Source organism: Arthrobacter sp. TmtSoilC79 (assembly GCF_059739405.1).
Genome location: NZ_AP046051.1, coordinates 2,403,266 through 2,423,415, shown reverse-complemented (window position 1 = coordinate 2,423,415; position 20,150 = coordinate 2,403,266). Strand labels below are relative to the sequence as shown.

19 protein-coding genes are annotated in these 20,150 nt (G+C 63.1%); 8 read left to right on the top strand and 11 right to left on the bottom strand.

The window, feature by feature from the left end:
• Positions 1-10 precede the first annotated feature (10 nt).
• Positions 11-1,759: a pyruvate dehydrogenase gene (locus AC6JA3_RS11220; RefSeq protein WP_347783419.1), complete on the top strand. Its 1,749-nt coding sequence runs from the start codon at positions 11-13 to the stop codon at positions 1,757-1,759.
• 1 nt (position 1,760) lies between these two features.
• Here the strand turns inward: AC6JA3_RS11220 and uvrA are convergent, their stop codons facing one another.
• Both uvrA and arfB read right to left on the bottom strand, forming a co-directional pair.
• The gene (gene uvrA / locus AC6JA3_RS11215) at positions 1,761-4,274 is read right to left on the bottom strand and encodes an excinuclease ABC subunit UvrA (protein WP_347783418.1); all 2,514 of its coding nucleotides are present in this window, start codon (positions 4,272-4,274) and stop codon (positions 1,761-1,763) included.
• Between the two features lie 49 nt (positions 4,275-4,323).
• Complete coding sequence (arfB, locus tag AC6JA3_RS11210) at positions 4,324-4,743, bottom strand: alternative ribosome rescue aminoacyl-tRNA hydrolase ArfB (protein WP_347783417.1); 420 nt, start codon at positions 4,741-4,743, stop codon at positions 4,324-4,326.
• A gap of 158 nt (positions 4,744-4,901) precedes the next feature.
• On the opposite strand from arfB, the gene AC6JA3_RS11205 reads away from it, so the two are divergent.
• The 5 genes from AC6JA3_RS11205 (at position 4,902) to AC6JA3_RS11185 (ending at position 7,648) form a co-directional block, all read left to right on the top strand.
• Positions 4,902-5,297, top strand: a complete 396-nt coding sequence (locus tag AC6JA3_RS11205; RefSeq protein WP_347783416.1) for a hypothetical protein — start codon at positions 4,902-4,904, stop codon at positions 5,295-5,297.
• Between the two features lie 72 nt (positions 5,298-5,369).
• Positions 5,370-6,005, top strand: a complete 636-nt coding sequence (locus AC6JA3_RS11200) for a dihydrofolate reductase family protein (protein ID WP_347783415.1) — start codon at positions 5,370-5,372, stop codon at positions 6,003-6,005.
• Positions 6,002-6,646 carry an MBL fold metallo-hydrolase gene (locus AC6JA3_RS11195; RefSeq protein ID WP_347783414.1) on the top strand — a complete coding sequence of 215 codons (645 nt, stop codon included), beginning with the start codon at positions 6,002-6,004 and terminating at the stop codon, positions 6,644-6,646. The genes AC6JA3_RS11200 and AC6JA3_RS11195 overlap by 4 nt, the downstream gene beginning before the upstream one ends.
• A 159-nt stretch (positions 6,647-6,805) precedes the next feature.
• Complete coding sequence (locus AC6JA3_RS11190; protein ID WP_026546725.1) at positions 6,806-7,288, top strand: pyridoxamine 5'-phosphate oxidase family protein; 483 nt, start codon at positions 6,806-6,808, stop codon at positions 7,286-7,288.
• A gap of 3 nt (positions 7,289-7,291) precedes the next feature.
• Positions 7,292-7,648: a TraR/DksA family transcriptional regulator gene (locus tag AC6JA3_RS11185; RefSeq protein ID WP_347783413.1), complete on the top strand. Its 357-nt coding sequence runs from the start codon at positions 7,292-7,294 to the stop codon at positions 7,646-7,648.
• Between the two features lie 31 nt (positions 7,649-7,679).
• Here the strand turns inward: AC6JA3_RS11185 and AC6JA3_RS11180 are convergent, their stop codons facing one another.
• The 7 genes from AC6JA3_RS11180 to AC6JA3_RS11150 all read right to left on the bottom strand — a co-directional run bounded on the left by AC6JA3_RS11180 (position 7,680) and on the right by AC6JA3_RS11150 (position 14,210).
• On the bottom strand, positions 7,680-7,940 hold the full coding sequence (locus tag AC6JA3_RS11180) for a hypothetical protein (RefSeq protein WP_026540560.1): 261 nt from the start codon (positions 7,938-7,940) through the stop codon (positions 7,680-7,682).
• Between the two features lie 18 nt (positions 7,941-7,958).
• Positions 7,959-8,972, bottom strand: coding sequence for a fumarylacetoacetate hydrolase family protein (locus tag AC6JA3_RS11175; RefSeq protein ID WP_347783412.1), 1,014 nt, complete (start codon positions 8,970-8,972; stop codon positions 7,959-7,961).
• Between the two features lie 10 nt (positions 8,973-8,982).
• A complete protein-coding gene (locus tag AC6JA3_RS11170) occupies positions 8,983-10,059 on the bottom strand; it encodes an amidohydrolase family protein (RefSeq protein ID WP_347783411.1) in 1,077 nt (358 codons plus the stop codon).
• Positions 10,056-11,180: an FAD-dependent monooxygenase gene (locus AC6JA3_RS11165; protein ID WP_347783410.1), complete on the bottom strand. Its 1,125-nt coding sequence runs from the start codon at positions 11,178-11,180 to the stop codon at positions 10,056-10,058. Before AC6JA3_RS11165 ends, AC6JA3_RS11170 begins: the two co-directional genes overlap by 4 nt.
• Positions 11,181-11,245: 65 nt before the next feature.
• A complete protein-coding gene (locus AC6JA3_RS11160) occupies positions 11,246-12,205 on the bottom strand; it encodes a cyclase family protein (protein ID WP_347783659.1) in 960 nt (319 codons plus the stop codon).
• Positions 12,206-12,249: 44 nt separating this feature from the next.
• The gene (locus AC6JA3_RS11155) at positions 12,250-13,191 is read right to left on the bottom strand and encodes a fumarylacetoacetate hydrolase family protein (RefSeq protein WP_347783409.1); all 942 of its coding nucleotides are present in this window, start codon (positions 13,189-13,191) and stop codon (positions 12,250-12,252) included.
• Positions 13,191-14,210, bottom strand: a complete 1,020-nt coding sequence (locus AC6JA3_RS11150) for a VOC family protein (RefSeq protein WP_026546732.1) — start codon at positions 14,208-14,210, stop codon at positions 13,191-13,193. Before AC6JA3_RS11150 ends, AC6JA3_RS11155 begins: the two co-directional genes overlap by 1 nt.
• Positions 14,211-14,479: 269 nt before the next feature.
• Here AC6JA3_RS11150 and AC6JA3_RS11145 point away from each other — a divergent pair, with 269 nt between their 5' ends.
• Positions 14,480-15,697: an MFS transporter gene (locus AC6JA3_RS11145; RefSeq protein ID WP_347783408.1), complete on the top strand. Its 1,218-nt coding sequence runs from the start codon at positions 14,480-14,482 to the stop codon at positions 15,695-15,697.
• A 37-nt stretch (positions 15,698-15,734) separates the two neighbouring features.
• Entirely contained in the window at positions 15,735-16,691 is a 957-nt protein-coding gene (locus AC6JA3_RS11140; RefSeq protein WP_347783407.1) for a LysR family transcriptional regulator, read from the top strand.
• Positions 16,692-16,710: 19 nt separating this feature from the next.
• On the opposite strand, the gene AC6JA3_RS11135 is transcribed toward AC6JA3_RS11140, so the two are convergent.
• Complete coding sequence (locus tag AC6JA3_RS11135) at positions 16,711-17,982, bottom strand: MFS transporter (RefSeq protein WP_347783658.1); 1,272 nt, start codon at positions 17,980-17,982, stop codon at positions 16,711-16,713.
• Positions 17,983-18,171: 189 nt separating this feature from the next.
• Positions 18,172-20,082 (bottom strand): FAD-binding monooxygenase, encoded by a 1,911-nt coding sequence (locus AC6JA3_RS11130; RefSeq protein WP_223943085.1) that lies wholly within the window; start codon positions 20,080-20,082, stop codon positions 18,172-18,174.
• Between the last annotated feature and the right edge of the window lie 68 nt (positions 20,083-20,150).

The window sequence follows — 20,150 nt, the reverse complement described above, 5'->3', positions numbered from 1 at the left end:
CCTGCACACAATGGCCAAGGAACTTGCCACCCAGCTCATCGAACAACTCCAGGCTGCCGGGGTGCAGCGCATCTACGGAATTGTCGGTGACAGCCTCAATCCGATAGTGGACGCTGTGCGACAAACCGGGGGTTCGGCCAAAGGAGGCATTGACTGGATCCACGTCCGCCATGAGGAGGCGGCCGCCTTCGCCGCCGCTGCCGAGGCGCAACTGACCGGCAGGCTTGCCGTGTGCGCAGGTTCCTGCGGACCGGGAAACCTGCACTTGATCAACGGACTGTACGACGCCAACCGAACCGGGGCGCCGGTGTTGGCGATCGCCTCGCATATCCCCAGCAAGCAGATCGGAAGCGGCTTCTTCCAGGAAACGCATCCTGACCGGTTGTTCACCGAATGCTCGGTGTATTCGGAACTGATCAGCACGGCGGAGCAGGCGCCCCGGGTCATGCACAGCGCCATCCAGAACGCGATCGCCCTCAGGGGAGTCTCAGTGGTGACCCTTCCGGGCGACATCGCCGGCCTCGAAGCCGTCGTGCCCACTCCGGCACCTGCCACGTTCCGGCCCGCCACCGTGGTGCCCGATCCGGCCAGCGTGCAGGACCTCGCCCAGGCGATCAACGACGCCGGCAAGGTGGCCATCTTCGCCGGTGCCGGCGTCGAAGGCGCCCACAGCGAACTCATGGCGCTGGCCGAACTCATCAATGCCCCCATTGGCCACTCGCTCCGGGGAAAGGACTTTGTCCAGTACCGGAATCCATTCGACATTGGCATGACCGGGCTCCTGGGCTATGGCGCAGCGGCAGAGGGAATTGAAGATGCCGAGCTGCTGATCCTGTTGGGCACCGACTTCCCGTATGACCAGTTCCTGCCCGATACCCGGACGGCCCAAGTGGACAGGGCTGCCCAGCGGCTGGGTAGGCGGACAGACGTGGACATCGCAGTACACGGCGATGTCCTGCCGACGCTCACAGCACTGCTGCCGTTGGTCCAGGCGAAGAAGAACCGCCGGTTCCTGGATCAGATGCTCAAGAAACACGACCGCCTGATGAACAAGGCCGTGGGGGCCTACACGCGGAAGGTGGAGAAAAAGCAGCCGATCCACCCCGAATATGCCGCGTCCTTGCTTGACCAGGTTGCAGCAGAGGATGCAATCTTCACCGCGGATACCGGTATGTGCAACGTCTGGACCGCGCGGTACATCAACCCGCTGGGCACGCGGCGGCTGATTGGTTCCTTCCTTCACGGTTCCATGGCCAACGCCCTCCCGCACGCAATCGGTGCGCAGGTGGCCTATCCCGGCCGGCAAGTCGTGTCCGTATCCGGGGATGGTGGCCTGTCCATGTTGCTTGGTGAGCTCATCACCGTTGCCGCGCACAAGTTGCCCGTGAACGTGGTGGTGTTCAATAACTCCACGCTGGGCATGGTGAAACTGGAGATGCTGGTGGACGGCCTTCCTGATTTTGGCGTGGACGTCCCGGATGCCAACTACGCCGGGGTAGCCAAGGCGTTGGGGTTCCATGCAGTGCGCATTACGGACCCGGCGGACATAGAGTCTGCTTACCGGGAGGCATTTGCGCATCCCGGGCCGTCACTGGTGGAACTCATTACAGACCCGAACGCGCTGTCCATTCCACCGAAAATCTCCGGATCCCAGGTCATTGGGTTCGCTACGGCGATGTCCAAGGTGGTCCTGAACCGGGGAGCAGGCGAGGCCGTGAGCATGGCGCGCAGCAACCTCCGGAACATTCCGCGGCGCTGACTTACTGCGCGAGGGCGGCCGCAAGGTAGGGGGCTGTACGGCTTTTGGTGGAACGGGCGACGACGGCGGGCGGCCCGGTAGCGATCACCTCGCCACCGGCGTCGCCTCCACCTGGCCCCAGGTCGATCACCCAATCAGCGGCCGCCACAACGTCCATGCCGTGTTCCACCACGATCACGGTGTTGCCGGCGTCAACAAGTCCGTGGAGCTGCTTCATGAGCAGCTGGACATCGGCCGGGTGCAGGCCGGTGGTGGGTTCGTCCAGCAGGTACAGGGTGTGGCCGCGCTGGGTGCGCTGCAACTCCGTGGCGAGTTTGATGCGTTGGGCTTCTCCGCCGGAAAGCTCCGTGGCAGGCTGCCCGAGCCTGAGGTAACCCAGCCCGACGTCCTGAAGGGTCTGCAGGCTTCGCGAGACGGAGGGCAGGTCCGAAAGGAACCCGGACGCCGCAGCTACGGTCATGCCTAGGACCTCGGCGATGTTGCGGCCACGGTACGTCACTTCCAGGGTGTCCGGGTTGAAGCGGGTGCCCTCACACTCGGGGCAGGGACCGTAGCTACCGGGAAGGAACAGCAATTCAACGGCCACAAACCCTTCTCCCTGGCAGGTTTCGCAGCGGCCTCCGGCGACGTTGAACGAGAACCTTCCGGCACCGAAGCCACGGGCGCGGGCGTCGTCGGTTGCTGCGAATTCCTTCCGGACCCCATCGAAAAGACCCGTGTAGGTGGCCAGGTTGGATCGTGGTGTGCGGCCGATGGGTTTCTGATCCACCTTGACCAGGCGGTCAAGGTGGTGGAGCCCGGACACGGCTGCAGTTTCCGTGGATTCAGGGTGGTCCGCCGATTCCGGATGGAGCCGGGCGTTGACAACCTCGGCCAGGACCTGGCTGACCAGGGTGGACTTGCCCGAACCGGAAACGCCGGTCACAGCGGTCAGGACGCCCAAAGGAAACTCCACCTCGAGTCCGCGGAGGTTATGGCGGGTTGCGCCTCGAAGCTTGAGTGACCGATCCCAGGGACGGGGAACACCGGCACCCGATCTGTCCTCCTCAGGAAAAAGGAAGGGGCGGGTCACGGAATCGTGCACGTGTTCCAGACCGTCCACGGGGCCGCTGTAGAGGACCTGGCCGCCGCCCTCGCCGGCGAGGGGTCCGACGTCGACCAACCAGTCAGCCGCCTGGACGAACTTCATGTTGTGCTCAACAACGAAGACGGAGTTCCCGGACTTCTTGAGCTGGTTCAGCACTTCAAGCAGGGGTTCGGCGTCAGCGGGGTGGAGCCCTGCGGAGGGTTCATCCAAGACGTAGATGACGCCGAACAGGCCGGAGCGCAGTTGCGTGGCGATCCTGAGCCTTTGCATTTCGCCGGGGGAGAGGGTGGGGGTTGCCCGTCCCAGCGCCAGGTAGCCGAGGCCGAGTTCCAGGAGCACGGTAACCCTGGCGAGCAGGTCACGGGTGATGGCCACGGCTACCTCGTTGCCTTCGCCGGACCTCTGGGTGCGGGAGGCAGTCCCGGCCGTGGTGAGCTCGGTGGTGGGCCTGATGATCTCCGCCAACCGGGTCAGCGGCAGGGCGTTGAACTCGGCAATCGTCTTTCCGGCGAACGTGACGGCGAGCGCTTCGGGCCTGAGTCCGCTGCCGTCGCACCGTGGGCAGCGGCCGGTTGTCATGAAGCGCAGGACCCGGTCCCGCATGGCGGTGCTCTTGGAGTCTGCAAGGGTGTGGAGGACGTAGCTTTTGGCGCTCCAGAAGCGGCCTTTGTAGGGCTTGGCGACGCGGTCCCTCTGGGGAGTCACTTCCACCACGGGCTGCTCTTCGGTGAACAGGATCCAGTCCCGGTCCTTCTTTGCCAGTTTGCTCCACGGTACGTCCACGTCGTAGCCCAGGTGGGTGAGGATGTCGCGCAGGTTCTTGCCCTGCCATGCGCCAGGCCACGCGGCTATGGCTCCGTCGCGGATGCTCAGCGAGGGATCCGGCACCAGGGATGACTCGCTGACCGTGTGCGCAACACCCAGGCCGTGGCATTCGGGGCATGCTCCGGCGGTGGTGTTGGGGGAGAAGGCGTCGGAGTCCAGTTGGCTGGTGCCTTCCGGGTACCGTCCGGCACGGGAGAAGAGCATGCGCAGGGAGTTGGACAGTGTTGTCACTGTGCCGACGCTGGACCGTGCGGTAGCCGTGCCGCGGCGTTGTTGAAGCGCGACGGCGGGCGGGAGCCCCGTGATGGCTTCAACCTTGGGATTGTGTCCCTGTTGGATGAGGCGGCGGGCGTAGGGGGCTACGGATTCGAAGTAGCGGCGCTGGGCCTCGGCGTAGATGGTGCCAAAGGCGAGGGAGGATTTTCCCGACCCTGAGACACCCGTGAAGGCGACGATGGCATCTCTTGGGACATTGACGTCCACGGAGCGGAGGTTGTTTTCGCGTGCTCCCCGGACTTTGACAAAGCCATCTTCAGGATCGATGAATTGTGCTGCCGGAACATCGGAAACGGGTCGCTCGGGGATTGTCAGTTTACTGTCCATTCCTATGACTCTATCGGCGTTCGTGAGGGTGTCCGGACGGTTCGGCGGCCTACTCAGCCGGAGGACGGCGTCGTTGTTGCTTGGTGGCGGACCTCAATTCCTTGGCGGCCCGGTGCCTGCGGGCGGAGCCGCGGGTGGGCTTTGAGGGGCGGCGAATGGCTTCGGGGGCAAGGCCGGAACGGATGATTGCCGCGAGTTTCGCCAAGGCGATCTCGCGGTTGCGCAGTTGGGACCGTTCCTCTGAGGCTGTCACGGTGATGACCCCATCAAGGAGCTTTCGCTCGAGCCGTCTGAGCAACAGGTAGCGCTGCCCGTCCGTGAGTGCTGTCGTTCCGGCGATGTTCCATCGCAGCTCTGCCCGGCTGTCGGTGGTGTTGACATGTTGTCCGCCCGGCCCTGAGGAACGGGAAAACCGCCAGGTCAATTCCGAGGCGGGAACTGTCACTGTGGGCGTAATTTCCAGGTCCATGGGTCAAGCCTTTCATGTCCGCAACCATCCGGCGCCTCAGGTGGGTCTGTCCGGTGCACCCACGCCGGCAGGACGCAGTGGCCAGTGGCACGAAGACACCTGGCCTTATGCTGCGTGACCTTGCCTGACTCCGGCGTCAAGCGCATAGGATCAACCATATGGCCGGTAGCGTGGACGTTCTTGGCCCCATCCTGGAAATGATGACCTGGGTGGGGTTCGTCCCGGGTGTCCCGTTGCTGATCACTGCGTGGATCATTGCCAGGCGCCGGTGCGTTTGGGTGACCGCCGACGGTGAACGGTTCGCTGCCGGTGGTTTCGTGGGCCTGCACTGGGTTGACCAGGCCAATGAGGAACGCAAGATCCTGTTGGATGTCCCTTCCGGCGATGGCAGCTTCCAGCCGGGAGCGGTGGTGGTCCACTATGACCTCTGCCATCCTTCCCGATGCTCGCTTCAGCCGCCGCGGTATGACCGTACTGTGTTGATCCTCGGCTGGATACTCACCGGCGTCGGCATCCTCAGTACGCTGGGAGGCTTCGCCCTTCTGGTCCTCTAACCATCAACCCCTTGAATGGCTCTTTGCTCCGGGGCTAGCATGTCCCGCACGGTAGATCCGAGGAGGCAGCGCATGAGCGAGTCAACGGCAAGCGAGTCAACGGCAACCCTGGTGGTGGACCTGATTATTTCCTTGGATGGCTATGCATCTGCTGAGGGCTGGCCCGGGTGGTGGGGGCTGGAGGGTCCTGAGTACCTGGCTTGGCTGGACGAGGAAGGCAAGAAGGACTTCACCACCTTGATGGGGGCCACCACATACCGGGTGATGTCCAGCTTGTCCCAGGAAACCAGTGCGGAGGATTCGGGCTTTTCGCAGGACGAGGGCGCCAGTTTGAGCGGCATGGCGGCCCTGCCCAAAATAGTCTTCTCCTCCACCTTGAAAGAACCTTTGGCGTGGGCCAACACCGAACTCATTACCGGTGATGCGGTGGAAGCGGTACGGGAACTGAAGCGGACTCGAACAGGCATTCTGAGCACCCTTGGCAGCATAAGCCTGTGCCGCTCCCTGCTGACCGCCGGACTGGTGGACAGATACCGCCTGGTTGTCTTTCCCGTGATCACCGGAAGGACCGGCAGCGAGCGCATCTTCGATGGCTATCCGGACGTAGCGTTGGAGCTCGTGGACAGCCGGACCTTCGATGGCCGGTCGCAGCTGCTGGAGTACATCCCGCGGGTCATTGACGGCCCGCCGGCAAAGCGGCAATCATGAGCCAGGCGCTGGAAGTCGTCGTCCAGCAAGTGCACTTACCTGCGGGAATGGCCGGTCCTGGAGAGATCAGCTTCGATGTCAGGTCTTTCGTTCTTCCTGCCACTGACGGAATTGTCCTCATCGATACCGGCTTGGCTGGAAATGTGGAGGACATCGCACGCGGTTTGGAGAACGTGGGTGCGGGCTGGAGCGACGTTTCGGACGTCGTGCTCACGCATTCGCATCCGGATCACGTCGGCGGTTTGGAAGATGTCCTGTCCAGGACAGCAGGAGTTACAGTGTGGGCGGGCGATGGTGAAGCCGCTGCCATGGGTGTTGGCGGAGAGATCCAGCGAGCTTCCGATGGTCAGCTCATCCGCGGCTTGAGGGTCGTTTCAACGCCCGGTCACACCCAAGGGCACATCAGCCTGTTGTTGGAAAACGAGGGACTGATGTTCGTGGGCGACGCTGTGGGCGCCATGGACGGAACCATGGTGCGCCCGCCTGCACCCTTCACTGCTGATCCGGCGGAGGCCGAACGTTCCCTGTGGAAGATCGCCACCATGTCTGCCGACAGGTTGGTTTTTTCCCATGGTGGAGAACTCCAGGATCCGGGTTCCCTGCTTCGTGCATTGCTGAGTGGGTCTGCAGCCGGATCGTAGCGTCAACACGACGATGCGGAGGGAGGTGCAGCATACCTGTGCCCCGGCTCTTGTTTTCCGGCTTCCGCGCTGGATTCCATGGCTTCCTAGTAAATCAGTAGACTTACTATTAGGCTGGCCGCTGGGGAAAGTCCCCTGGCATGGAGAATTGAGGGAAACATGACTGAAGAGCAAGGCATTGCCAAGGTGACGGAGATTATCAACGACTCCAGGATCGGAATGCTGACCACCATCAACGAAGAAGGCGCGCTGGTCAGCCGGCCGCTCGCTGTTCAGGATGTCAAGGACGACGGCGACATGTGGTTCTTCACAGGACTGGATACCTCGCAGGTTGCGCACGTGCGGCAGGATCCCCGCGTCAATGTTTCCTTTGGGAAGAACACGGAGTGGGTTTCCGTGGCCGGTACCGCCGAAGTTGTGACGGACCGCCGGAAAATCCGCGAGATGTGGAACCAGGTGGTCGAAGCCTGGTATCCGGACGGGCCTGAAACCCCGGAGGTCTGCCTGCTGCACGTTGACTCAGATTCGGCAGAGTACTGGACCAGCCCCGGCGGGACAGCCGCTACGGTGCTCCAGTGGGTGAAGTCCAAGGTTACGAACTCCCGCTTCAGCGTGGGCGAAAGCGGAACGGTGGACCTCTGAGCCGTGGTTGACGTCCAGCGGTTCCGGCTCCTCCTGGAGGAGGAGCGGAACCGCAAGTTCAAGCTCGTTGAGGCGCTGCGCAGCGACATCACGTCGGTAAGCCTTGCCCGTCAGGACTCCAATGTGGACGACGAACACGATCCCGAGGGCAGCACCATAGCGTTCGAGCTTTCCCAGGCGGAAGCCCTCCTTGACCAAAGCCGCGCCGGTCTGGATCAGATAGAGGCCGCCCTCGAGCGGATAGCCACGGGGAGCTACGGCACTTGCCAGGTGTGCGGGGCAGCCATACCGGAGGCCCGGCTCGAGGCACGTCCGTGGACACCCTTCTGTGTCCAGCATGCCACCGGGCGGCGCCGGTGAGCCGGTCAGCAGTTAGCCAGGCAGCAGTTAGCTAGGCAGACATGCCAGGGGACACCGGGATGAACTCGATGGTTTCCTGGACCTTCTTGCGGGGGCCGCGGTTGAATCCTTTGGCGTCCAGATGGTTGCCGGCCCGATACGCAGCCAGCGCCTCATCGTAGATCTCGTTAAGCCGTTGGCCGGTAAAGACTTCCCGGCTTCCGTCGGTGAAGAGTATGGATACCGAGGCGCCGCCCGGGAAGTGTCTTTTCATCCGGACGAAGCCTTCAGTGTCCTGCTGCAGGGAAATCAAAGTAGACCGCGCTTTCTTTTAGTGGTTGGTGACAGTCTCCCGCATTTCCTGGCCGGTGCGTGCTTTTGTTCCGGGCCGAGAACGGGCCGGTACCCTGGTCACGGCCTCGCGGCGCTCACCCACAGTGTTGATGATGGAGCCGATTCCGTCCACGGTCATTCTTACGCTGTCCCCGGTCTTCAACGGCGTCGGAGTCCTGCTGCCGTTCCGTCCCCAAAGCTCAGCCAGGCAGCCGCTGCCACAGGTTCCCGAGCCCAGGACGTCCCCTGGCCGGACCACGGAGTCCTGGGACGCATAGGCCACGAGCTCAGCGAAGGGCCACCCCATGTTGGAGAGCAGGTCCTGGCCAATGGCGTCGCCGTTGACCTCAACGGACATGGCAAGGGGCAGGAACCCCTCCTCGTCGTGCAAATGCTCGAATTCATCTGCCGTCACGATCCACGGGCCGAGGGTGTTGGCGAAGTCCTTCCCTTTGCACGGCCCCAGGCTGACCTTCATCTCCCGCCTCTGGAGATCTCGCGCCGACCAATCATTGAGGATCGTGTAGCCGAAGATGTGCCGGTGCGCGTCGGCTGCGGACAGGTTCTTCCCTTCACTGCCCGGTACGTACCCAATGACGGCCGCAACTTCTGTCTCAAAATCCAGCTCGCTGCAACCTGCCGGAATGCCGATGACCTCGCCCGTCCCGGTCACTGTGTGCGGATTGGTGAAATAGAACGTAGGGGCTTCGTACCATTCGTCGACTACGCCGGCCACACCATCAATGCTCTTGCGCACCCCTTCAACATGTTCCTCGAAGGCCACAAAATCCCGGATTGTCCCAGGGAGCAGCGGGGCCAGCAACTGGACTTTCTGCAAGGCAACCGGAGGTACATCCCGGCTGGTTGCCGCGGCAATTGACAATGCCTCCTCCAGGCCCGCCTGCAGCAGGTGCTGAACGGTCCGTCCCGCGGGCATTGCAAAGCAGTTGCCGTCCTCGATGAATCCTTCGTGAGTACCGCCGTCGTAGTTCCAGCGGGCGATCTTTACCATGGCGGCTTCCTTAGGCGGTGGGGCGGGCGGTGAGGGCAGCGGCGGCGGTCAGGCCGAGCCGGGCTGCGTTCCCGGCAAGGATTCCTGCGACATCTGCTTCGGAAAGACCTGCCTCATGGACCTCGCCAACAGGGTCATCCGAACCCATGTCAAAGGGGTAGTCGGAACCGAGCATCACCTGGCCGGGCCCTGCGGCCTGGACGAGCGCGGCGAGTTCGCGCGGATTGTGAACCAGGGAATCGAAGAAGATCCGCTGAAGATATGACGACGGCGGTTCGGCGCACTTCCGCGCCTCCGGACGTACCCTCCACGCATGGTCGGAACGGCCGATCGTGGTGGGAAGGTAACCCCCACCGTGGGCAGCAAGGATCAAAAGCCCCGGGTAACGGTCCAGTACTCCGCTGAAAATGAGGTGGGAAAGGGCCACGGCGTTCTCGGCAGGCTGGGAAACGGTGTTGGCCAGGTAGAACCGGTCCAGGCGCTCGTCCAGGGAACAGCCGAACGGGTGCAGGAAAACGAGGGCGCCGAGTTCCTCGGCCCGGCTCCAGAAGGCTTCCAGCCGTGGATCGGAGAGCTCAACGGTGGTGTGCTCCGGATCGCCGGGCGTACCGGCAAACGATCCAATTTCAACGCCCTGCAGGCCGCATTCGATGACTGCATGTTCCAAGGCCTCAACCATGAGGTCCGGATGCTGCAACGGCACCAGTCCCAAGCCGTTCAACCGGTCCGGAGCCCCTTGTACCAGCCCGCGTACTGCCTCGTTGGCCTGCTTGGCCAGCGTCAGCGCAAGCCCGGCCCCGGCAAAGTAGTAGAAATGCGATGGCGAGGGAGAGACGAGCTGGACGTCCACCCCCTGGGCATCCATATCTGCCAGGCGCGTGTCGAGGTCGGTGAGCTGGGGCCACCTCTCCTTGATCATGACGCCCGAGTTCGCCATGGACTCAGGTCCGTTCCTCCGCACTTCCAGTGCCTGCAGGGCTGCGAAACCCTCGGGGTCCGCGTTCGCCACGGTTTGTTGGAGGGCTGGGATGAGGACGTGGGCGTGGACGTCGAGGATGGGTTGGTGATTGGTTGCGGCGGTGTTCACGCGGGTTCCTTCAGCATGGTCGAAAGTGAGTTCATGAGGCCGGGCACATCTGCGTCCCGGACGCCGTCCAGCATCCATTGGCCCAACTGGACGGAGGCCCGCACTACGGCGGCGGCCCTGTCCAAGCGACGGTCCGTGAATTCTTTCCAGAGTGTCTCGGTGAGGTGGTCGGCTGAGATCAGGAGTTCGGCGAGGACCGCGGCATCCTCCAAAGCCATGGCTGCACCTTGGGCGACGGTCGGCGGGCAGCTGTGTGCGGCATCGCCGATGATCACCGTGCGGCCACGGTTCCAGGGTCCGTCGACCAGATGCGAGGTGAACCAGGTGTAGTTGATGCGGGCACTGTGGTCCAGGTTTGCGCGGATTTCGTTCCACGGACCGCCGTAGGCCGCCGCTAGTTCGGACATGACCCTGGGGCCGTCTTCATGCCTGCGTTCCTGGGCCTTTTCCACAAGGTAGGCGTAGATGGTGTCCGGTCCGGTGGGGCAATAGCCGGCAATGAAGCATGGGCCGCCATAGGTCAGGTCCGTCCGGACGACGTCTTCGGGCCGCTCAACGAAAGCCCGCCAGATGCCCATGCCGGTGGGCTTGGGTCCCTCTTCGATCCCGATCGCTGACCGTACGGAGGAATGAAGCCCGTCGGCACCTATGAGGAGGTCGTAGGCAGCGCTTCCGCCATCGGGAGTGCGGACAGTGACGGTGGCGCCGTCGTCTGCTATTTCGGTGACTGTCTTGCCGTAACTGATCCGGGCTCCGGCTTCTTCGGCCCGGACGCGGAGGATTTCGGTCAGGTCCGGCCGGTACATCCCAAGCGTTGCGGGAAGGTCGTCACCGCCGGTGCGGATATCCTCCAGTACCGCCACCACAGTGCCGGCGGGATCGGGAGCCCGCAGGCCAAGGGTGCTGAACGCGTAGCCTTTCCCCTGTACCTGTTCCCAAACGCCCAGGTCCCGGAGGATCCGCAGGGCGTTGCCCTGGAGCGTAATGCCGGAGCCCAGGGTTTGCGGCTCCGCCGCTTTCTCCAAAACCTCCACCTCGATACCTGACCCGGCCAGGAGGATGGCAGCAGTGAGGCCCGCAGCCCCCGCTCCAACGATTCCAACCCTCTGTACTGCTGCCATCTGAAAACTCCTTTGTGGTGACGGCTTTACTGCCTATTGTGCTGCCTGTAGTGGCCGGCTGCGTGTCAGCGGACTGCGATGGGATTCACCGGCGAACCCACGGCTCCGGTTATGGGAAGCGGGGCCGCAGTCAGCATGAAGTCGTACCTGCCATCCGCGGCGCACGCATGGGCCAACGCATCCGGATCCCACATCTCTCCCAGGAACAAACCGAGGTTGGGAATCGCGATCTGGTGCAACGGCTGGAATGCGCCCTCAAATTCGTTGGGACGGACCTCGAAGCCCCAGGTGTCCGTGGCGATTCCGGCAATTTCCGAACCGTGGAGCCATTCGGCGGTGCTGAAGGACAGCCCCGGCGCGGACCCGCCTGCGTAGTCTCCCCAGCCATCTCGGCGGACCCGGGTGTACTGGCCCGTCCGGATCACCACGATATCGCCACGGCGAACCTCAGCGCTGGAACCCTGGCGTTCAATGGTCAGTTCCAGATGTTCCGGGGTGATGGCAAAGCCGTCCGGCAGTTCGCCATCGGTCCGTCCCAGGTCAGGACCCAGTGCCCGGCCAACATCGAGCAGCACACCGCGGGTCACGATCTTTGCCGCAGCTGTTTCGATTCCTGTGACGAGGTCGCCCTCGGAGGTGACAACATCCCCGGCTGCACGGCCGTTCCATGCTTTGCCGCGATCGAAGATGTGTCCCAGCCCGTCCCATTGGGTGGAGCACTGCAGCGGCATGGCAATGACGTCATCGGCCCCGCCGAAGCCGTGCGGGAATCCTTGGTTTCCCCGCTCGGCGTCGACGCCGGTGTCTGTCATGGTGTGGACGGGGTTTGTCCGCCGGCGCCATCCCTTCTGGGGGCCGTTGGTATCAAAGGGCTGGGACAAGGAGAACGCCTCGCCGGACCTCACCAGCTGCGCCGCTTCCACGCGCTTGGCGGCGTCGATGAAGTTCAGTGTCCCGAGCACGTCCCCTTCGCCCCAACGGTCCCAGTTGTTGTACCGCTTTGCGGCGGCGGCAATACTGGCCATCGGATCGTCCCGCTGGATCAGGGAAGCGTTCACGGCGTCGGTGGTCACTGCTCGTCCTTGCAGTGGATCAGCTGGGTGCCCAGGCCGGTAATGGTGCCTTCCATGACGTCGCCGTCCTGCAGGAGCCGGCCCCAGTGTTGTCCGTTGCCGGCAGGGCTGCCGGTCAGCACCAGGTCGCCCGGCTTCAAGGGCATCGTCTGGGAAGCTTCGCTGACCAGTTTGGCTACCCCAAAGATCATGTCCTGCGTGGATTCATCCTGCATTGCTTTGCCGTTGAGCTTCAGGGTGACCTGGACGTCCTGGGGGTCCCCGAAGAACTTGGCCGGCACCAAAAGCGGTCCGGTGGGCAGGAAGCCCGGGGCATTCTTGGCCCGGTACCAGTCCGACCCGATGGCCGGCATGTCCTTGCGGAAGACGTACTCCCGGGTGGTGATGTCATTGACCATGGTGTAGCCGAAGACGTACTCGAGGGCTTCTTCCGGGCTAATCCGGAACGCCTCCTTGCCGATCACGGCCGCCAGTTCCAATTCCCAGTCATGGGACTTGCTGTAGGCGGGGAGGGTGAGGTCGTCGGTGGCTGATGCGATGGCTGTCGGAAGGCCAATGAAGAAATACGGTGTGCCCTGGCCGGCACGCTTGTCCATCATGGCAGCAGTCTTGGCGCGAACCTCCTCGGCATCCTGGCCGGCATCGCGGTGTGCCACGGCGAGGTCGATCACGTGCTTGCGGTAGTTGGCACCTGTTTGCAGCACCTGTGCAGGTTCCACAGGGGCAAGGACTTCAACGCCGGAGAGTTCCAGGCCGGCATCGGCATCCGCGGAGGCGGCCAGTGCGTCCAGCTCGGATTCGGTTGCGTCCCAGTGCTGGATGATCGAATTGATGTCTCCGTCCAGGGGCAGGACACGTTCTCCGACCACCAGGCCGGCTTTGGGCTTGGTATCGCCTGGCTCCTGAAAGCGGATCAGTGCATAACTTGCCTGTGTCATTAGCCCCGGCCCTGCTTTGCGTAGGGGTTCAGGAGGGCTTCCTTCATCTCCGCCGATGCTCCCTCTTCCGTGGCGGTGAAGCCTTCAGCGGGCGGGAAGGATTCGGTCATGGAGTGCGGCATGGCACCGTTCTTGTAGAAGTTGTTCGAACCTTCCGACGGCTTCCAGGTGTTGGCATCCCAGTCCGGTACGTAGTTGCGGTAGCCGCCGGAGTTAAGCTCCACCCGCAGGCCCGAGGGATCGCGGAAGTACAGGAAGTTCTGCTCGCCCACGCCGTGGATGGATGGTCCGTATTCCATGGGGGTGCCGTTTTCCATCATCACATCGGCCGTGCGGAGCAGGTCCTCGGTGGCATCGACCCAGAAAGCGATGTGGTTGACGCGGCCGGCACGCTGGGAGGTGTCCAGGACCACTCCGAGGTCGTGGGACTTCTCGTTGGTGGTCAGGACGGAGAATACGGTGATCGGCGCTTCATCCAGGTCCACGAATGCCATGACGCGGAATCCCAAAGCCTCGTTGTACCACTGGGCGAATCCGCGGACATCGGAGGCAGCCACAGTGACGTGGTCCAGGAAACGCGGTGCGGCTGCGTGGCTGCTGCGGCGCTCGGGGCGGTCAGGGTAGGTGGATTCGAAACCGGGCTCGGCGACGAACTTCTCTACGTCATAGAACAGGCGCATGTGGTGTCCGTAGGGACCGGTGAATTCGTAGGCCTTGCCGAAGCCGTGGCCACCGGCAGTCCAGGTACCCTGCACGCCGGTTGCTTCAACACGGGCAGCGGCTGCTTCCAGTGCGGCCTGGGTGTTGGTGCGCCATGCCATGCGTCCCAGCGATGCTTCCGGGCCTTCGGTGATGACCAGGCTGTAGCGGTAGTAGTCGCCCCAGCAGCGCAGGTAGACGTTGCCATCCACGCGGTCGATGATGCGCATGCCGAACTTTTCCTCGTAGAACCGTGCCGAGGCTTCGACGTCCGGTGCGGTGATCTCGAGGTGGGCAAGATGGGAGAGGGGAGTTTCCACGATGAATTCCTTCTAAGTGCTGATGTCTCGGACAGTTCTCTGCAGGTCCTGTAACCACCATGAGACACATCACGTATTTGGAGAAGAGCAGCTATCTGATAGGAGCTATCCGCCCGACAAATAGTTCAGGACCGGCACCTATCACTGGCACGAATACCTGCTATACCCAAATGGGTATTCACCGCACGCGTGGGCTTTGTCACAGTGATCAACATCCCCTCGGCGCTCCGGCCGTAGCGGGGACTCTTCAACGGCGAAGGAACACCCCCATGACCACCATTGATCCCACTGCGCTTGGATCGCGGCGCCCGGCCTCCGTCAGGGAGGCCGGCAAAGTCCAGGCCGCACTCCTTGTGGCCGGAAGTTGCATGCCGGTATTGGGCGCGGTCCTGCTGGCACCGGTCCTGCCTACCTTGAACCAGATTTTCGCGGATACCGCTGGTGTCGCAATTCTGGTGCCGCTGGTCCTGACCCTTCCAGCACTGTTCGTGGCACTCTTTTCACCCTTGGCAGGCTACGTCGCCGACAGGATCGGACGAAAGCAGCTGCTGATCTTCGCCATGCTGGCCTATTCACTCTTTGGTACGGCTCCACTGTGGTTGGACACCCTTGAATCCATTGCCGTCTCAAGGATCGGCGTCGGTATAGCCGAAGCCGCCATCATGACCTGCTGCACCACCCTGATCACCGACTACTACGCGGGGCTGCAAAGGAACAAATACCTGGGCCTCCAAACCATGGTCAGCGCGCTTGCCGCAACGGCCTTCTTTGCCTTGGGCGGGGCCTTGGGCAGCATCAGTTGGCGGACGCCGTTCTGGCTTTACGCCGCCGGCGCTGTGCTGGTGGTCCCCATGGTCTTCAAGCTTTGGGAGCCGGCCAGAAACCAGGGTGCAGTAAACGTCCCGGGCGGGTCAGCAGTAAAACAGCCGGTGCCCTGGCGCCGGATAGGAGCGCCTGCTGCCGTGACGCTGTTCGGGGGCATTGTCTTCTACGCGCTGATCGTCCACCTGCCGTACGTCATGGCAGGGTTGGGCGTCCAGGATGCTGCCCTCATCGGCGGAGCCGCCGCGATCGCTTCATTGGCCACGGCAGCGGGGGCAATTTCCTTCCGCTTCCTTGCCACGTTGGGAACCCGAAAACTGTTGGCAGGCGCCTTCGGCCTTGCCGCCGTCGGGCTTTGCGTTGTCTCCGTGGCAGGCAGTGTTCCGCTGGCAATCCTTGGCGCAGTCATCGCCAGTGCCGGGACGGGTGTGTTGTTGCCAACGTTGTTGACCTGGGCAGTCAGTGGACTTGATTTCTCCCAGCGCGGACGGGGCACCGGCATCTGGACCGGAGCCCTGTTCATTGGCCAATTCCTGACGCCCATCGTGCTGGGGGCAACCGCTGCAGCGCTGGGCAACCTGGCACTGGCCCTCGGGGCGTTGGGCATTGCTTGTGCCCTGGCACTATTGCTGGTCCTGGTCCGGGGCCCCGCCTTGTGCCGTTGAGCCACTGAGGAGGCCGGAGGCTGGATAACCTAGGGGGATGAAGAACCTGGACCTGAACCTGCTGCCCCAACTCCAGGTGCTGCTGGAACTGCGGAATGTGTCCCGGGCCGCCGAGCGACTCCAGCTCAGCCAGCCGGCCACCAGCGCGGCCATGGCCAGGCTGAGGAGGCATTTCGACGACGAACTGCTGGTCCGCCATGGCCGCACCTACGATCTCACTCCGTTTGCGCAGTCTTTGGTTCCGTTGGTCGATGAAGCCATGCTCCACGTCCAGCGGGCCACCCGCGTCCGTTCGGGTTTTGATGCCGCCACGAGTTCCCGGGAGTTTGTCATTGCCGCTTCGGACTACGCGGCGGCCTTGATTGTTGGGCCGTTGCGGGGCATCCTGCAACAGGAAGCGCCCGGGGTCCTGGTGGATTTCGTTCCGACCTCGGGCCTTGCCGGGACGATGGCAGAGTACTCCAAAATGGACTTGCTGGTGGGGCCAACCGGATACAAGATGCAGGGCGAATCCAAACAGTTGTTCCGCGACAGCTTTGTAGCAGTGGTCGACGCCGGCAATCCGCTGCTGCAGAGGCCGGAAGTGACACTCGCAGACCTGGTGGAGCTGCCACATGCCGTGGGGTACTTCGGTGAGGGAATCAGCACTCCCGCTGACAAACTCTTTGAGTCGCGGAGCGTTCGACGCCGGGTGGCAGCAACGGTGGCCGGCTTCCTGTCCCTGCCCCTGCTGGTTGAGGGTACGGACCTGGTGGCCCTGGTCCCGCGGATGCTGGCATCCAGGGCCCGGCGGGGGGCCAGTATCGAAGTGCTGGACTTCGAGCAAAAGCTGGAAGCGGCGCTGGTTGAGGCCATGTACTGGCATCCCTCCCAGACCGAGGATCCCGCCAATGCCTGGCTCCGCTCTGTAGTCCAGAGAGCCTGTTCGCAGCTGCACCTGATTTTCCCTGTGACCGCGCATCCGGTCCTTGTTTCTGAGCGCGCGGGAAGCTAGCCGGCTGCCATCCTCCAGCTCAGGACGCGGCTTGTTCTCCTGCAGTGCCGCCCGTCGTGCTGCCCCGGTCTGCAGCAGATCCTTGCTTTCGGCTGGCCAGCAGGAACGGCACGGCAATGAGTTCGATCACGCCGGCCGTGGCCAGGGACAGCGGGTAACCATAGAGGTCGGCTGTACGGCCCAGGAGTGGCTGGATGACGACCCCGCCGCTTGATCCCATGAGCGAATCGAAGCTGAGGACAGTTGCCCGTTGTTTGGAAGGGATCATGTCATTGACATAGGCCTGACGGACCGGCGTGGCCGCGGAACCCACCACCCCCCAGAGCACCAGCAACGCCAGCGCGACCCAGAAATTGTTCGTGAAGCCAAGGACCACAAGATTGGCCGCCCCCATGATGCCGCCGAATACCAGGACGGACGTGCGTTTGTGGAAGAGCCGCCGGGCATGGGGAGCAAGCCAGCCGCCCAGGATCTGCGAGCCCGCTACGATTGCTGCGGCCAGCCCGGCAATGGAGTAGGCGCGAGGATCGCCAAAGAGGTCCAGAAGATAAGGCTGCAGTGCGTAGAAGACATAAATGCCGACGCCGGCGCTGAAGGGGGCTGCCAACATCACGTAGCGGACCGGCGGATTCTTCAGGCCATTATCAATGGATGCGGACAGCACTGCCCGGGTGGCCCGAAGGGGATGCGTCGAACGCTCAGGCGAGAATCCGACGTCGTGCATCAAGGTGAAGGCCACGGCGAACATGGCAACCAGGACAACAACACGCAGGAGGAAAGGCACCCCCAGGTTGGTTGCTTGGGCAATGGCGCCTCCGGCGATCGAGCCTGCCAACATGGCAACGCCCTGCACCATCTGCCCCCGGCCCAGGACTGATTCCAGTCCGCCCTCGTAGCCGGAGAACCGCAGCGCATCCACCAACCAGGCTTCCACGGCGCCGGAGAAGAAGGTGAAGCCCAAGCCCAGCAGGACCGACACCACAGCCCACATCCAGAAGGGCGCCTGGACCTGCCACAGAGCAAAGTAGAGGTAGGTGGATGCGGCGAGGGTGACGGTGCCCAGCAGGAAGGAAACCCTCCGGCCCCAACCGTCAGCAATGACGCCGGTGGGGATCTCGAACAGCACCATTCCCACGGTGAAGAAAGCATTGGCGGCGAACGCCTCCAGGTTGCTCAGCCCGGCGTCCAGCAGGAAAAGCGTATTGATGCCCCAGATGAAAGAGGCCGCGATGGTGTTGCCCAGCGTCAGGGTGAGGTAGACGCGCTGGATCTTGCGGGCGGCCGGGGGCATCGTGTCGCCGCCCACGTTGCTGTGAGGGACCACCACCTCATTGTCGTCCCCGCTTCAGGGCGTTGCCAGAGCGCTCTGGGCAACAATGTTCGTTACAGCCGACCTTCCGTCCGGGTCCTTAAACGCAACTGCCGGCAGGCTTTGCGGCCTGCCGGCAGTTATCATCCCGCCAAAGGGGATGCGTGCTCTTTATGCGCGAAGGAGTCCCGCTCCCGGCCGGGAAGCCAGCAAGGGGGCAAAGAACCCGCCGAGCTCAGCCGTGCCGGACAGGGGCAGGATGTTGGCGACGTACTGGTCGGGGCGGACCACCACTACGGCTCCGTCGCGGCTGATGCCACGCAGGTCGAAGATGTCCGCGTTGGCATCGGTGCCAAAGACTTTTTCAAGGTAGGTCAGCTTGAATGGTCCGACTGTGGGTTTGAAGGCAGCCGGTACGGCGTTGATGTCCACCTTGGTATGGTCCTGCTGGTAGATCACCTTCAGATCGAACCATGCGTCGCGGTCAGCATCCGACGGCGTAGCAGCCAACGGCGAGTCAGGCGAGTTCGCGATCCACTCGGCAAAGTCCGCCACAGGGCCCGGGGCGCCTGCCAAGGCGGCGTCGGCGAAGACATAGATCCGCCAGCGGCCGTCCGCCTTGGCGTGGTGCCCCAAGTGCATGGGATTGGTGTCGCAGACCCGCAGTACCGGGGCAGATTTGAAGCGCTTGCCAACCGGGAAGCCGGTGGCAAGGCCCTGATGCTTTGCCTCGGCGATGACCAGGGAAGGGTCGTACTGGGTCATGAAACCTGCAGGGAACTCGGCGGTGCTGGTGTAGAAAGTTTCCAGCTCTGCAGGGTCTTCGAATTCTTCGGGCTTCTTGGCCATCAGGGTGGACCACTGCTTGTCGAAGTCGATCAGGTTCTTGGCTACAACCTGCCGCTCGGCCGAGTAGGTGTCCAGGAGGCTTTCGGGGCTGCGTCCCTCAAGGACATGTCCAAGCTTCCAGCCGATGTTGAAACCATCCTGCATGGAAACGTTCATGCCCTGGCCGGCCTTGGCGCTGTGGGTGTGGCAGGCATCGCCGGTGATGAACACCCTCGGGGTACGCGTGCCGCGCTCCTCCGGCAGGACGTCGTCGAACCTGTCCGTGAGCCGGTGGCCTACCTCGTAGACGCTGTGCCACGCAACGTTGCGCACATCCAGCGTGTAAGGGTGGAGGATGTCGTTGGCCTTTTGGATGATCTGTTCGATGGAGGTCTTGCGCACGGCCCCTTTGTCATTGGGGTCCACTTCCCCCAGGTCCACGTACATGCGGAACAGGTGGCCGCCTTCGCGTGGGATCAGCAGGATACTGCCGCCACTGCCGGACTGGATGGCGCATTTGGTACGGATATCCGGGAAGTCGGTGACAGCGAGGACGTCCATGACACCCCACGCATGGTTGGCCTGGTCCCCGGCAAGGTGGCAGCCGATGGACTCGCGGACCTTGCTGCGGGCGCCGTCTGCACCCACGACGTACTTTGCCCGGATGATCCGTTCCTGGCCTTCATGGGGCCCGGATGTGTGGGCCAAGGTCACGGCGACCGGGTAATCCCCGTCGCCGGTGACCTTGAGGCCTTGGAATTCGTAGCCATAATCGGGAGTCATGCGGGCGGGGGAGTTGGCCATGAATTCTGCGAAATAGTCCAGCACACGGGCTTGGTTCACGATCAGGTGCGGGAACTCGCTGATGCCGGCAGGATCATCCACGGCCCGGGCGGCCCGCACAATGCGTGAGTGGTCGGCCGGATCCGGCTTCCAGAAGGCCATCTCCGTGATGCGGTAGGCCTCTGCGATGATCCGCTCGGCGAAACCGAACGCCTGGAAAGTCTCGACACTCCGGGCCTGGATGCCATCGGCCTGGCCAATGGCCAAGCGACCAGGGCGACGTTCCACAATGCGGGTTGTCACCTCCGGAAACTGGGACAGTTGCGCAGCGGTGAGCATTCCGGCGGGGCCGGTACCGACAATGAGGACGTCTACTTCGTCAGGAAGCTCGGCTGGGCGGTTAATTCCGACGCCGGCTGCGGGCTCGACTCGCGGGTCACCGGATACATAACCGTGGTGGTGAAACTGCACGGGCTTTCCTCACTTCTTCGTGGGCCATAGCGGCTGGTGGTGTTCGATAATAGAACAACGTGTTCAAT

Bases quoted from the DNA above. Each gene is read 5' to 3' on its own strand.
- AC6JA3_RS11220 (WP_347783419.1), top strand. From the start codon at position 11: ATGGCCAAGGAACTTGCCACCCAGCTCATCGAACAACTCCAGGCTGCC.
- uvrA (WP_347783418.1), bottom strand. From the start codon at position 4,274: ATGGACAGTAAACTGACAATCCCCGAGCGACCCGTTTCCGATGTTCCG.
- arfB (WP_347783417.1), bottom strand. From the start codon at position 4,743: ATGGACCTGGAAATTACGCCCACAGTGACAGTTCCCGCCTCGGAATTG.
- AC6JA3_RS11205 (WP_347783416.1), top strand. From the start codon at position 4,902: ATGGCCGGTAGCGTGGACGTTCTTGGCCCCATCCTGGAAATGATGACC.
- AC6JA3_RS11200 (WP_347783415.1), top strand. From the start codon at position 5,370: ATGAGCGAGTCAACGGCAAGCGAGTCAACGGCAACCCTGGTGGTGGAC.
- AC6JA3_RS11195 (WP_347783414.1), top strand. From the start codon at position 6,002: ATGAGCCAGGCGCTGGAAGTCGTCGTCCAGCAAGTGCACTTACCTGCG.
- AC6JA3_RS11190 (WP_026546725.1), top strand. From the start codon at position 6,806: ATGACTGAAGAGCAAGGCATTGCCAAGGTGACGGAGATTATCAACGAC.
- AC6JA3_RS11175 (WP_347783412.1), bottom strand. From the start codon at position 8,972: ATGGTAAAGATCGCCCGCTGGAACTACGACGGCGGTACTCACGAAGGA.
- AC6JA3_RS11165 (WP_347783410.1), bottom strand. From the start codon at position 11,180: ATGGCAGCAGTACAGAGGGTTGGAATCGTTGGAGCGGGGGCTGCGGGC.
- AC6JA3_RS11160 (WP_347783659.1), bottom strand. From the start codon at position 12,205: ATGGCCAGTATTGCCGCCGCCGCAAAGCGGTACAACAACTGGGACCGT.
- AC6JA3_RS11155 (WP_347783409.1), bottom strand. From the start codon at position 13,191: ATGACACAGGCAAGTTATGCACTGATCCGCTTTCAGGAGCCAGGCGAT.
- AC6JA3_RS11145 (WP_347783408.1), top strand. From the start codon at position 14,480: ATGACCACCATTGATCCCACTGCGCTTGGATCGCGGCGCCCGGCCTCC.
- AC6JA3_RS11140 (WP_347783407.1), top strand. From the start codon at position 15,735: ATGAAGAACCTGGACCTGAACCTGCTGCCCCAACTCCAGGTGCTGCTG.
- AC6JA3_RS11135 (WP_347783658.1), bottom strand. From the start codon at position 17,982: ATGCCCCCGGCCGCCCGCAAGATCCAGCGCGTCTACCTCACCCTGACG.